This is a genomic window from Falsochrobactrum ovis, assembly GCF_003259955.1.
GTDB classification, from domain to species: domain Bacteria; phylum Pseudomonadota; class Alphaproteobacteria; order Rhizobiales; family Rhizobiaceae; genus Brucella; species Brucella ovis_A.
Map to the genome: position 1 here is coordinate 118418 of NZ_QLMK01000004.1, position 13199 is coordinate 131616.

Below are 13199 nucleotides of genomic sequence, written 5' to 3' on the forward strand. Positions count from 1 at the left end.
AGCGTCCCAACTCGTCTTTCATGTCCCTGAAACTGAACTCAACGAACACGATAAAACATCCCGCATTGATATATCACTAATATATCTATATTTTGAATTCTCATTTCTGACAACGTTCTTTTAAGGAACCAAAGCACGAAAATGACAAAAGCTGAAGCTGAGCGACTGCTTAAAGAGAATGATAAAGGCGCAGTTTTGAGCCAATCGGAACGCGCTTATCGGACGTTGGAACGATTGATCGTCACCATGGAGCTTAAACCCGGCAGCATCGCAAATGAACGAGATTTGGTAGACATTACGCAAATGGGCCGTACACCTGTGCGTGAGGCCATTCAACGGCTGGCCTGGGAAGGTTTGTTGGAAGTGCGGCCTCGCGCAGGTATCACCGTTGCCTCTATCTATCCGCCAGATTTTAAGAAAGTGCTGGATGCGCGGCTGGGTGTAGAACAAGTCTTGGCGCGGGACGCAGCACGCTTTGCAAGCATTAGCGAAATTGAGCGGTTGAATAGATCGCTTGCCCTTATGCGGCAGGCCGCCGAAGAACAAGACGCGATCCGGTTACTCGATGCCGATAAACTCTTTGATTCGGTCTTGGCAGAAGCATCCTGCAATCCTTATGCCAGTCGGCTTGCAGCGCCACTTCAAACCCATAGCAGACGCTTTTGGTATGAACTTCATACGGCGGATTCTGTGATGAGCTCTGCTAACGCTCATGCTAGCTTGATCGAAGCCATTATATCGCGTGATCCGCATAAAGCCGCTGACATGGCATCATCGCTCATTGATCACCTAAGAACACTGATCAGATAGAAGCTGCGTTTTTTAACGGCCCCCATGCAACTCCCCTTCGCTGAAGTCGCTGAATAAGAAAAGCGGGCCTGAGCCCGCTAAACCAAAATAACCATCAGATCTATGTTACGCTGGAATTATTGAGCCTTTCAGCGTCATCAACTGATGCAAGAAAATTTCTGCATTGGTACGATGTTCAACTGACGATGCGTCATCGAGCAATTCACGCGCATGAGCAATACGACGATCAATATCCGCCGCGTCTATATCATCAACATGCGTTGCCGATTCCGCAAGAACCGTGCAACCTTGCGGCGTGATATCAGCAAATCCACCAAATACCACATAAGAGTCCGACTTGCCGTCGGCAAGCTTAACCGTAACGACACCTGGCATGATCGTGGTCATCAACGGAGAATGACCGGACAAAGCCGTCAGATAGCCCTCGCTACCCGGAATAACGACTTCAGTCACCTGCGCTGAAAGCAGGAGCCGCTCAGGCGATACGAGTTCGAATTGGAAAGCTTGAGCCATGGTTCTCACTTAATTTTTCAGAGCATAATCCAAAAATCGTCACCGTTTTAGGACCGATAATGCTCATAGAATATGAACAGGCATTTCCGGCGAGCGCAATGCTCGCCGAAAACTCGATTCATTAGGCAGCTTCTGCAGCCAGCTTTTTGGCTTTTTCGATTGCTTCCTCAATAGAACCAACCATGTAGAAAGCTGCTTCTGGAAGATGGTCATATTCGCCTGCGCAAAGACCTTTAAAGCCTTTGATCGTGTCGGCCAAATCAACCAGTTTACCAGGCGCGCCGGTAAAGACTTCAGCAACAAAGAATGGCTGCGACAGGAAGCGTTCAATCTTACGAGCGCGAGCAACGGTGAGCTTATCTTCTTCAGACAACTCGTCCATACCCAAGATCGCGATAATATCCTGAAGCGACTTATAGCGCTGAAGGACCGACTGAACCTGACGGGCCACTTCGTAGTGCTCTTCTCCAACAACTTTTGGATCAAGCATACGCGATGTTGAATCCAGTGGATCAACAGCAGGGTAAATACCCTTTTCAGCAATCGAACGCGAAAGCACGGTCGTCGCATCCAAGTGAGCAAACGATGTTGCTGGCGCCGGGTCGGTCAAGTCGTCAGCCGGAACATAAATCGCCTGAACCGAGGTAATCGAACCCTTGGTCGTGGTCGTAATACGTTCCTGCATGGCACCCATATCGGTCGCCAGCGTTGGCTGATAACCAACAGCGGACGGAATACGTCCAAGAAGCGCCGACACTTCAGAACCAGCCTGCGTAAAGCGGAAGATATTGTCCACGAAGAACAACACGTCCTGACCTTCATCACGGAAGCTTTCCGCAATCGTCAGACCAGACAGAGCAACACGAGCACGTGCACCTGGTGGTTCGTTCATCTGACCGTAAACAAGGGCTGCTTTCGATCCCTCACCACCGCCCAGCTTGTTAACGCCGGATTCGATCATTTCATGGTAAAGGTCGTTACCTTCACGGGTACGCTCACCAACGCCAGCAAATACGGAGTAGCCACCATGGGCTTTTGCAACGTTGTTGATCAATTCCATGATAAGAACTGTCTTACCAACGCCCGCACCGCCAAACAGTCCGATCTTACCGCCCTTTGCGTAAGGAGCCAAAAGGTCAACGACCTTAATACCCGTTACAAGAATTTCGGATTCAGTCGACTGCTCAATATATTCAGGAGCTGGCTGGTGGATAGGACGCGTCTGCTTTGACTGGATCGGGCCCGCTTCATCCACTGGCTCACCAATCACGTTCATAATGCGGCCAAGTGTTTCAACACCGACTGGAACCGTGATCGGGCCTCCAGTGTCGCGCACTTCCTGACCGCGAACGAGACCTTCGGTCGAGTCCATCGCGATCGTGCGTACAGTATCTTCACCAAGATGCTGCGCAACTTCGAGCACCAGACGCTGGCCTTGGTTGTCGGCTTCAAGCGCATTGAGAATCAGCGGCAGCTGACCTTCAGGGAACTTGACGTCGACAACTGCGCCGATGACCTGTGTAATATGACCAATCGTGCCGGTTGCTGCGCTTGTAGCAGCGGAATTGTCTGCAGAGCTTTTTGTAGCCGCCTTTTTGGCCGGAGCCTTAGCCGCTGGCTTTGCTTCGGCCGCGGCGGTAGTTTTCGGGGTCGCTGCTTTTGCCATCGATCCTTACCTTCCGATTAGAGCGCTTCCGCGCCCGAAATAATTTCGATCAGTTCCTTAGTGATCTGAGCCTGACGCTGACGGTTATAGGTGATTGAGAGCTTATCAATCATCTCACCAGCATTGCGCGTTGCATTGTCCATCGCGCTCATCTTTGCACCCATTTCACCTGCAACATTTTCCAGAAGTGCCCGGAAAATTTGCACAGTAATATTGCGTGGAATGAGTGTGCTCAGAATAGCAGCCGGATCCGGCTCATACTCATAAATCGCTTCACCCGAAGCCGCAGCCTCGGTTGCGTCACCAGCAGTAGCCGGAATGATCTGTTGTGCTGTTGGAACCTGGCTGATTACCGATTTGAACTCGGAATAGAACAGAGTGCACACATCAAAAGCACCCTCTTCAAACAGCTTGATGACTTTCTGACCGATTTCATCGGCATGAATGAAAGCCAGTTGTTTAACCTCACGCAGATCAACATGATCGATTAACAGGCTGGCAAATTCACGACGCAAAATGTCCGCGCCTTTTTTGCCCACTGTGATTATCTTGACCGTCTTGCCTTCGGCAAGCAGTGAACGCGCATGATCGCGCGCCAGACGCGCAATCTGCGAGTTGAAACCGCCACACAGACCACGTTCGGCGGTGCAGACGATGAGCAGATGCACATCGTCCTTACCTGTACCGGCCATGAGTGCTGGCGCATCCTCGGCACTGACATTCTCTGCGATATTCGCGAGAACAGCGCTCATACGCTGCGAATAAGGCCGTGCGGCCTCCGCAGCTTCCTGAGCTCGGCGCAGCTTCGCCGCGGCGACCATTTGCATCGCCTTGGTGATTTTCTGCGTCGCCTTGACCGAGGCGATACGGTTTCTCAGATCCTTTAGTGAAGGCATCCGTTCATCCCGTCACAAAGTTCAAGCAAAAGACTTGGCGTAAGCGTCGATTACTGCCTTGAGCCTTGCTTCAATATCGTCAGTAAGCGCTTTCTCATCGCGAATGCTGTCGAGTACATCCTTGTGCTCAGTACGCAATGCGGAGAGAAGGCCAGCTTCGAATTTGCCTACCTGATTGACCTCAAGCTTGTCGAGATAGCCGTTAACACCGGCATAAATAACCGCGACTTGCTCTTCCGTCTTCAGCGGCGAGAATTGTGGCTGCTTGAGCAATTCAGTCAGACGTGCACCCCGGTTTAGCAAACGCTGTGTGGATGCATCAAGATCGGAACCGAACTGAGCAAATGCTGCCATCTCACGATATTGGGCAAGTTCACCCTTAATCGAGCCTGCAACCTGCTTCATGGCCTTGATCTGGGCCGATGAACCAACGCGAGAAACCGACAGACCAACGTTAACAGCTGGACGAATACCTTGATAGAAAAGGTTCGTTTCAAGGAAGATCTGACCGTCAGTGATCGAGATCACATTGGTCGGAATAAACGCAGAAACGTCGTTACCTTGCGTTTCAATGACCGGCAAAGCCGTCAAGGAACCAGCACCGTTTTCATCGTTGAGCTTTGCAGCACGCTCGAGAAGACGCGAGTGAAGGTAGAAAACGTCACCTGGATAAGCTTCACGGCCCGGAGGACGACGAAGCAGAAGCGACATCTGGCGATAAGCCACAGCCTGTTTGGACAGATCGTCATAACCGATCAGCGCATGCTGGCCATTGTCACGGAAATATTCACCAATAGCACAACCGGCAAAAGGTGCGAGATACTGCATCGGCGCAGGATCAGAAGCGGTAGCAGCGATCACAACCGAATATTCAAGCGCACCGCGCTCTTCGAGCACTTTCACAAACTGAGCAACAGTCGAACGCTTCTGGCCAACAGCGACATAGACGCAGTAAAGCTTGTCTTTGTCCGGGCCATTATCATGGATCGGCTTCTGGTTCAGGAAAGTATCGAGAATGATGGCGGTTTTACCGGTCTGACGGTCACCAATAACCAATTCACGCTGACCACGACCAACCGGGATCAAAGCGTCAATGGCTTTCAGACCAGTCGACATCGGCTCATGAACTGATTTGCGCGGAATAATACCAGGGGCCTTAACGTCAACGCGGCGACGTTCCGTTGCAACAATCGGACCCTTACCATCGATCGGGTTTCCGAGAGCATCAACAACGCGACCAAGAAGACCAGGACCAACTGGGACGTCAACAATTGCGCCGGTACGCTTTACAACGTCGCCTTCCTTGATGTCGCGGTCGGCACCGAAAATAACGACACCAACATTGTCGCTTTCCAAGTTAAGCGCCATGCCGCGAATTCCACCGGGGAATTCGACCATTTCACCGGCCTGCACATTGTCCAGACCATAAACACGAGCAATACCGTCACCGACGGACAGAACCTGACCGACTTCGGAGACTTCAGCCTCTTTGCCGAAATTCTTGATTTGCTCTTTCAGGATAGCGGAAATTTCCGCAGCGCGGATGTCCATCAGCCGACCTCTTTCAGTGCAAGCTTAAGAGAAGAAAGTTTGGTGCGAAGGGACGTGTCGATCTGACGCGAACCCATCTTGACGATAAGACCGCCGAGGATCGACGGATCGACGGTGACGTTAACTGTCACGTCCTTGCCGGCTACGCTCTTGAGCGTCGCCTTCAATTCATTCTGCTGCGCAGAACTAAGCTCATGCGCAGAGATCACATCTGCAGAAATCTCACCGCGATGTTCGGCTGCAATTTTGCGGAATGCGGCAATAATGCCGGGCAATGCAAATAAACGACGATTTTGCGCCACAACGCGCAGGAAATTTCCTACTAATCCTTTAATCCCGGCCTTATCAGCAATCTCGCTAATAGCGCGAAGCTGATCCTCTGCCGAGAATACCGGGCTGGAAATCAGGCGCTTCAGGTCTTCGCTTCCGCTCAGAAGCGCCTCGAAACTGCCAAGATCTTTTTCCACAACAGCAACAGAATCGGCTTCGAGTGCCAGCTCGAATAACGATCCCGCGTAGCGCTGTGCAACACCTGAAATGAGCGAAGACGATTCTGCCACGAACAACCTGCTCTCTACGTTGAAACCATCTTTTTGAAACCCACTGGAGTCATCTGGGCTCAAACCGATGATTTTATTGAATGTTTTCGGAAAACTCTGTGACGCGCGAACGCGACAACACCGAAATGTGAATGCCGTCTAGCATAGACGAACGGGACTCGCAACACGCGAATCCCGGACTTTTGTGTAAGCTACGCAGCAATTTATGCTTAACTTGAACTGAACCAAATAGGTAACCCCCTGAATCCCTTTCCTTTATGCCTGCAAAAGGATGGTTTCACCATCCAAAACAAAGCAGCCTGCAGCAAAATGTTGCAGTACCTTTCAACTGATTAAGTTATCTGGCTTGCAGCCCTTATTTAAGCGATAAATCCGAATGCATAAAGCAAAGGGCCTGCCGCCAATACGAATTCCAATAAAGCTGCGATGATGCTGTAAAAACTGGCTCGTTTTACAGACAATACCGAAATAATGCGTCCAAATAGCACAAAACCCCAACAAGCCCCGAGCACCAACCATAAAAATGGTTGCGCAAAAATCAGGCAGCCAAGTCCCACTCCCAGATAAAAGCCAGCTAGCGTCGCCCGGATGGATGCATAGGCCTCCAGGCTGCCATGAGCTGGCTGCAACCGCAGGACCTTCATCGTAATACCGGGAGCAAAAAACATGATCACTCCGAAGAGAGACGTGACCGCAGCCGAACTCCAGGCTAACCATTCGCCAGTACTTGCCGGAAGATAGAATTCCATTCGCTTTCGCCCTTTATAATTTTATCAGAGGAAACTCTGGGGATCGATATCAACCTGCACCCGAAGAGACCCGCGTTCCTTGGGCGCATTTGCCAGCATAGCTCTGATAAAGCTTTGAATATCTGAACGTTTGGTTCCCTGCACCAAAATTCGAAACCGATAGCGTCCCCGGACCAGCGCAAGGGGAGCCTCAGCCGGACCCAATACAGAAATCTCACTAGAATGTGGTGCAGCGCGGCGTAAAGCCCGCGCATGTGCTTCTGCATCATTACGATTGTCAGCAGAAATAATTAGCGCAGCCAGTCGCCCAAATGGAGGAAGATTGCTGCGCTGACGCTCCTCAATTTCGCGTTCATAGAATGCTTCCGAATCACCGCTGACAATGGCTCGCATGACAGGGTGATCCGGCTGATAAGTCTGAATCAAGCCAAGGCTTTTGCGCCCCGTGCGCCCTGCCCGTCCTGTTACCTGATTAAGCAGTTGAAAAGTGCGTTCAGCTGCACGCGGATCGCCATTGGCAAGACCAAGATCCGCATCCACTATTCCCACAAGCGTCATATTTGGAAAGTTGTGCCCTTTCGCAACAAGCTGTGTGCCAATTACAATATCGGCCTCACCCTTGGCGATAGCATCCAGTTCCAATCTCAGCCTTTTGACCCCGCCGGCAATATCAGACGAAAGCACGATGATTCGGGCATCTTCAAATCCGGCCGCGACCTCTTCAGCAATGCGCTCGACACCCGGCCCACAAGCTACCAGATGATCCAGCGTGCCGCATTCGGGACATGCTTCGGGCACTGGCTCATGGTAACCACATTGATGGCACATAAGTTGACTGCGAAACCGATGCTCGACCAGCCAGCTTGAACATTGTGGGCATTGAAAACGATGACCGCACACCCGGCACAATGTCAGCGGTGCATATCCGCGCCGATTGAGGAACAGCAAAGCCTGCTCACCTCTTTTCACGGTATTGCCAATTTCTTCAGTCAGCGCGGGCGAAAGAAACCTTCCCGGCGGCGGCGGCGAACGACGCATATCGATGGTCTTGAGCGTCGGCAGGGCCGCATCTGCATAGCGACCATAGAGCTTGATTCTTCTATAACGCCCCTGATCAGCATTGACCTGGCTTTCTATCGAAGGCGTTGCCGAAGCCAGAATCACTGGAAAGCCGCCAATGTGACCACGTACCACGGCCATATCGCGCGCATTATAAAAAACCCGATCTTCCTGCTTATAGGCCGGATCGTGTTCTTCATCGACCACAATTAGCCCCAACTCGCGAAAGGGCAGAAAAAGCGCTGATCGCGCTCCCGCCACCACACGAACCCTGCCTTCTGCGATTTGACGCCAAACCCGCTCCCGCATCCGTGGCGCAAGATCGGAATGCCACTCCGCAGGTTTCGTGCCGAATCGGTCGTGAAAGCGATCTAGAAATTGTTGAGTTAGAGCAATTTCAGGCAATAGAATCAGCACTTGCTTGCCTTGATCCAAGGCTTTGGCAACCGCTTCAAAATAAACCTCAGTCTTGCCAGATCCCGTCACACCATCAAGCAATGACACAGAAAAACAATCGGCCTCCACCGCTTCCGCCAGCATATCTGCTGCCGCCTGCTGATCTTCCGACAAAACCGCCCGGGCATAATTCGTGTCAGGCTGAGCCACCACGGCTGGCGGCGGCAACATGATTTCGTCAAAAACCCCTTGAGACTTAAGACCATCAACAACGGTTTGCGAGACACCGGCTGCATGCGCAAGGCCTGAGCGCGTCCATGTCAGCCCATTACCGGCAAGCTCCAACACCTTAGCCCGCGCAGAAGTAACGCGTTCTGGTTCCTTGCCATTATAGCGTATTCCCGGCACCAGCGGCTCTGGGTCGAAGGCTGCTGGCGCACGCAGAACCATTCGCGCCACCATTCCAGGGGGCGAAAGCGTATAATCTGCTGCCCAACGCATGAAGCGCATCATTTCTAAATTCACCGCAGGGCAATCGAAAACTTCTGAAATCGGACGCAGTTTTTTTGTGTCTACAATGTCAGTCACCCCTTCGCAAACGATTCCCGCTACCTGCCGTGGACCCAATGGAACACGAACAATAGAACCCGGCTGGACCTTCATCCCCTCCGGCACCATATAAGAATAAGGCCGCTCAGCAGGCATGGGTACAAGGACCGGCACCACCCTGTGTGAGAGTTCCGGGAATAGCGTTGAATTATCCTGCGAATCTTTTGACATGATTGCGTGACCTTGGCGCGACTTTGCGCTAAAGAAAAGCCACCTTCCGGGACTTTGGCCCAGAACTCGGTTATTTGGTGGATAGACATTCAATGATGTGTCCCTACCGAATCACCAATCACAGATCCTGGGCGACTAGATTTAGTGTCCTATACACTCACGCTCATCATGGAGGAACGCTACTATGAAATTTTTCGTCGACACAGCGGACGTTGAAGCTATCCGCGAACTCAACGACCTCGGATTGGTTGATGGTGTGACCACCAACCCTTCGCTGATCGCAAAATCAGGCCGCAACATTCTCGAAGTCACCAAAGAAATTTGTGACATCGTTAAAGGCCCGGTTTCAGCCGAAGTTACCGCTACCGAATATGACGATATGATGAAGGAAGCTGCGGTTCTTTCGAAAATCGCAGACAATATCTGCATTAAGCTTCCATTGACTCTTGATGGCTTGAAGGCTTGCAAACATCTGGTTTCAGACGGCCACAAGACCAATGTCACTCTTTGCTTCTCGGCTAATCAAGCGCTGCTCGCTGCCAAAGCAGGTGCAACATATATTTCGCCTTTCATCGGTCGCGTTGATGATACGGGCATTAACGGCATGGAATTGATTGCTGAAATCCGCACCATCTATGACAATTACGATTTCCGCACGGAAATTCTTGCTGCGTCGATCCGGACCGTCAATCACGTCAAGGAAGCAGCTCTGATCGGCGCTGACGTTGTAACCGCGCCGCCAGCAACGCTAAAAGCCCTAGTCAAGCACCCGCTGACCGATAAGGGACTTGAAGCATTCTTGGCTGACTGGGCAAAGACCGGCCAGAAAATTGCTTAATCTTAGCTAAAAACGATAAACGGCGGGTTACAACCCGCCGTTTTTTTGAACATCCAAGCGTTGAATAAGCCAAATAAAAGATGCCAAACAAAAAGGCAGCGTGGTTCACGCTGCCTTTATTGATTAGTTTTTCGACAATCAGAGCTTGGAAAGCTTCATCGCAATTGCAAGATAGACTTGTTCTGCCAATTCTTCTGCCGCACGCTTTGTTGCATCGCGCTCGGCGCGCAGATTAGCAAACTCCTGGCGTGGACGATCAAAAGAGGCGCCAACAGTACGTCGGCCTGTAGCTACTGGCTTACCATCAGCGTCAAGCAACACGAAATTTGAATTCGCTTTTACCGTACCCGCCGAAGGACGACCCGTCCGGTCAGTTAGATCACCAATATCGACATTAACAGCCGAAATTACCGATTTGCTCAAACCAAGGCGCAGCCGATAGACCGGGTTTGCGGGCTCACCCGCACCTCCGCCGAGCAGGAAGATCAATCTATTGCGTACTTGCTGCCCAAAAATATCTCCGACCGGTTCAACAGCAACCGAGGCAAGTTTGCTACGCATATCTGGCGTAACGCTCCCACCTATCGTGCTTCCTGATCCGCCCGATGAATAAAGCGGCTGCACAGTACAGCCGGCAATAAACACCACCGCGAACAGGGCTATGAGAACGGCGCAAAAGCGCTTTGGGGCATGTGCGAGGCGATCAGGCAACGACATTGATGATCCTTTGCGGCACCACGATGATCTTTTTTGGCGAGCCCCCGTTAAGCGCGGCCTTGACAAAGTCAAGTTCGAGCACCGCCTGCTGAATACTAGCTTGATCAGCGTCGCGGGCGATTGTCAAATCCCCTCGCTTCTTTCCGTTGACCTGAACGGGCAAAACGATCTCGTTTTCCACGATCAATGCTGGATCATAGGTCGGCCACGGCGCACGCGCCACGAGCATTTCCTCTCCAGCCACCGTGCCACCCAGTTCTTTGAGGCACTGTTCCGCCAAATGTGGCATCATAGGCGCCAACATGACAATAAGCATTTCGGTGGCTTCACGCAATGCACCCTTCAACGAATCATCGGCCTTGCCGCCCGCTGCTCGTTGCAATGCGCCGCCAATTGCATTCACAAGCTCATAAAGCTTTGCAACAGCACGGTTAAATGCAAGCTTCTCAATGTCCTCTCCCACTCCCTTAACTGCCTTATGCGCAGCTTTAGAAATGACGAGAGCCTCGCCTTCTTGGCCCGTTTTGGGTGCAACACCGCGCAGTGCCTCGGCGGATTCAGCAATCAAACGCCAGATGCGCTGGACAAAACGATGCGCGCCTTCAGCTCCCGCTTCGGTCCAGATCACGTCGCGTTCTGGCGGGGAGTCGGACAGCATGAACCAGCGCGCCGTATCTGCACCATAGGATGCGATAATGTCGTCCGGATCGACCACGTTCTTTTTCGACTTCGACATTTTTTCGATAGAGCCAATTTCAACCGGCTCTCCGGTCTCAATCAGCGTGGCGCGTCGTTTGCCATCCTGTTCTTCAATACGAATATCGGCGGGCGCGACCCATTGGCCATTGGCCTTATAGGTTTCATGCACCACCATTCCTTGCGTGAACAAGCCTTTGAAAGGCTCGTCAATGCCAACATGGCCCGCAACTTTCATCGCACGGGTGAAGAAACGCGAATAAAGCAGATGCAAAATAGCGTGTTCGACACCACCAATATATTGATCCACAGGCAACCAGTGATCTGCAACCGCACGATCAGTAGGCTCATTTTCCCAAGGCGCTGTGAAGCGAGTATAATACCAAGATGAATCGACGAAAGTATCCATTGTGTCGGTTTCGCGACGTGCGTCCCCACCGCATTTTGGACATTTCACATGCCGCCAAGTCGCATGACGATCAAGCGGATTGCCGGGACGGTCGAATTCAACATCATCCGGCAGTTTAACTGGCAGATCAGCACGCGGTACCGGATTAACACCACAGCTTTCGCAATGGATCATCGGGATCGGGCAACCCCAATAGCGCTGACGTGAAATCCCCCAGTCGCGCAGACGATACTGCACCTTGCGGCTAGCCTGAGGACGGCCATCAAGTTGCGTATTTTCAAGACGTTTTGCAACTTCCTCAAAAGCGTCCTTGGGCGACATTCCGTCAAGAAACCGCGAATTGATCATCACACCATCATCCGTATAGGCGGTGTCAGTGATCTTGAAATTTTCCGCGTTCTCACCCTTAGGCATCACAACCGGGACAACCGGTAGATCGTATTTATTAGCAAAATCCAGATCACGCTGATCGCCCGACGGGCAGCCAAACACCGCACCGGTGCCATAATCCATCAACACGAAATTTGCGACATAGATCGGCAGCTCCCAATTGTCATCAAATGGATGCTTGACCTTAACGCCCGTATCAACACCCTTCTTCTCAGCTGTTTCAAGCGCTGCCAAAGACGTGCCTGCATGGTGACACTCAGCAATGAAACCAGAGAGCTCTTCATTGCTCTGCGCAAGCTTCTTTGCCAAAGGATGATCGGCCGCAATCGCAATAAAAGAAGCGCCAAACAGCGTATCAGGCCGGGTCGTATAGACCTCTACTTCCGAGAAACCTTCCGGCGCGGTTTTATCATCAAGTGCAAACCGAACTTGCAAACCTTCCGATTTACCGATCCAATTTTTCTGCATCAGGCGGACCTTGTCCGGCCACTGATCAAGCGTGTCGAGGCCAGCGAGCAATTCTTCGCTGAAATCCGTGATCTTAAAAAACCACTGCGTCAGCTCACGCTGCTCAACCAGCGCGCCCGAACGCCAGCCGCGACCATCCACAACCTGCTCATTGGCAAGCACCGTGTTATCCACCGGATCCCAATTGACCTTGGACGTCTTGCGGGTCACCAGACCTTTTTCGAACAGATCAATAAACAGCATCTGCTGGCGGTGATAATAATCCACATCACAAGTGGCAAATTCACGGGTCCAGTCGAGAGACAGCCCCATGGATTTGAGCTGCCGTTTCATCGTAGCGATATTCTCGTAGGTCCATTCCTTTGGGTGAACCTTGTTCTGCATGGCAGCATTTTCGGCTGGCATCCCGAATGCATCCCAGCCCATCGGGTGCAGAACGTTAAAGCCTTTAGCGCGCTTATATCGCGCTACGACATCGCCCATCGCATAGTTTCGCACATGGCCCATGTGAATGCGCCCCGATGGATAGGGAAACATTTCGAGCACATAATACTTCTCGCGGGGATCGCTGTTGTCCGTCTCGAAAGTGCGGTCCTCTTCCCAGACTTTTTGCCAGTAAGCTTCCGCCACGCGCGGATTATAACGTTCAGCTGCCATGTGCGTGTTTACTCATATGAAGATGATACATAGATAGAGTCGAT

General features: G+C 51.7%; 11 protein-coding genes. 2 read left to right on the forward strand and 9 right to left on the reverse strand.

Translation table 11 applies throughout. The features are described from left to right. Positions 1 to 141 precede the first annotated feature (141 nt). The gene (locus C7374_RS07865) at positions 142 to 810 is read left to right on the forward strand and encodes a GntR family transcriptional regulator (protein WP_111575072.1); all 669 of its coding nucleotides are present in this window, start codon (positions 142 to 144) and stop codon (positions 808 to 810) included. 105 nt (positions 811 to 915) lie between these two features. On the opposite strand, the gene C7374_RS07870 is transcribed toward C7374_RS07865, so the two are convergent. The 7 genes from C7374_RS07870 to C7374_RS07900 all read right to left on the reverse strand — a co-directional run bounded on the left by C7374_RS07870 (position 916) and on the right by C7374_RS07900 (position 8980). Then, complete coding sequence (locus tag C7374_RS07870; protein ID WP_111575073.1) at positions 916 to 1323, reverse strand: F0F1 ATP synthase subunit epsilon; 408 nt, start codon at positions 1321 to 1323, stop codon at positions 916 to 918. Positions 1324 to 1444: 121 nt separating this feature from the next. Continuing rightward, entirely contained in the window at positions 1445 to 2989 is a 1545-nt protein-coding gene (gene atpD, locus C7374_RS07875; RefSeq protein WP_111575074.1) for a F0F1 ATP synthase subunit beta, read from the reverse strand. A 17-nt stretch (positions 2990 to 3006) separates the two neighbouring features. Continuing rightward, entirely contained in the window at positions 3007 to 3885 is an 879-nt protein-coding gene (locus C7374_RS07880; protein WP_111575075.1) for a F0F1 ATP synthase subunit gamma, read from the reverse strand. Positions 3886 to 3906: 21 nt separating this feature from the next. After that, positions 3907 to 5436, reverse strand: a complete 1530-nt coding sequence (gene atpA / locus C7374_RS07885; protein WP_111575076.1) for a F0F1 ATP synthase subunit alpha — start codon at positions 5434 to 5436, stop codon at positions 3907 to 3909. After that, positions 5436 to 5996, reverse strand: a complete 561-nt coding sequence (locus C7374_RS07890) for a F0F1 ATP synthase subunit delta (RefSeq protein WP_111575077.1) — start codon at positions 5994 to 5996, stop codon at positions 5436 to 5438. The genes atpA and C7374_RS07890 overlap by 1 nt, the downstream gene beginning before the upstream one ends. Before the next feature lie 359 nt (positions 5997 to 6355). Next, a complete protein-coding gene (locus C7374_RS07895) occupies positions 6356 to 6745 on the reverse strand; it encodes an AGROH133_08824 family phage infection protein (protein ID WP_111575078.1) in 390 nt (129 codons plus the stop codon). A 24-nt stretch (positions 6746 to 6769) separates the two neighbouring features. Further along, on the reverse strand, positions 6770 to 8980 hold the full coding sequence (locus C7374_RS07900) for a primosomal protein N' (RefSeq protein WP_111575079.1): 2211 nt from the start codon (positions 8978 to 8980) through the stop codon (positions 6770 to 6772). A 184-nt stretch (positions 8981 to 9164) separates the two neighbouring features. Between C7374_RS07900 and fsa the strand changes: the two genes are divergently transcribed. Beyond that, entirely contained in the window at positions 9165 to 9818 is a 654-nt protein-coding gene (gene fsa / locus C7374_RS07905) for a fructose-6-phosphate aldolase (protein ID WP_111575080.1), read from the forward strand. 138 nt (positions 9819 to 9956) lie between these two features. Here the strand turns inward: fsa and lptE are convergent, their stop codons facing one another. Beyond that, positions 9957 to 10535: an LPS assembly lipoprotein LptE gene (gene lptE / locus C7374_RS07910; protein ID WP_111575081.1), complete on the reverse strand. Its 579-nt coding sequence runs from the start codon at positions 10533 to 10535 to the stop codon at positions 9957 to 9959. Further along, positions 10522 to 13155, reverse strand: a complete 2634-nt coding sequence (leuS, locus tag C7374_RS07915) for a leucine--tRNA ligase (protein WP_111575082.1) — start codon at positions 13153 to 13155, stop codon at positions 10522 to 10524. Before leuS ends, lptE begins: the two co-directional genes overlap by 14 nt. Positions 13156 to 13199: the final 44 nt, after the last annotated feature.

Excerpts from the sequence above, each read along its gene's own strand:
- C7374_RS07865 (WP_111575072.1), top strand. The coding sequence starts at position 142 with ATGACAAAAGCTGAAGCTGAGCGACTGCTTAAAGAGAATGATAAAGGC.
- C7374_RS07870 (WP_111575073.1), bottom strand. The coding sequence starts at position 1,323 with ATGGCTCAAGCTTTCCAATTCGAACTCGTATCGCCTGAGCGGCTCCTG.
- atpD (WP_111575074.1), bottom strand. The coding sequence starts at position 2,989 with ATGGCAAAAGCAGCGACCCCGAAAACTACCGCCGCGGCCGAAGCAAAG.
- C7374_RS07880 (WP_111575075.1), bottom strand. The coding sequence starts at position 3,885 with ATGCCTTCACTAAAGGATCTGAGAAACCGTATCGCCTCGGTCAAGGCG.
- atpA (WP_111575076.1), bottom strand. The coding sequence starts at position 5,436 with ATGGACATCCGCGCTGCGGAAATTTCCGCTATCCTGAAAGAGCAAATC.
- C7374_RS07895 (WP_111575078.1), bottom strand. The coding sequence starts at position 6,745 with ATGGAATTCTATCTTCCGGCAAGTACTGGCGAATGGTTAGCCTGGAGT.
- C7374_RS07900 (WP_111575079.1), bottom strand. The coding sequence starts at position 8,980 with ATGTCAAAAGATTCGCAGGATAATTCAACGCTATTCCCGGAACTCTCA.
- fsa (WP_111575080.1), top strand. The coding sequence starts at position 9,165 with ATGAAATTTTTCGTCGACACAGCGGACGTTGAAGCTATCCGCGAACTC.
- lptE (WP_111575081.1), bottom strand. The coding sequence starts at position 10,535 with ATGTCGTTGCCTGATCGCCTCGCACATGCCCCAAAGCGCTTTTGCGCC.
- leuS (WP_111575082.1), bottom strand. The coding sequence starts at position 13,155 with ATGGCAGCTGAACGTTATAATCCGCGCGTGGCGGAAGCTTACTGGCAA.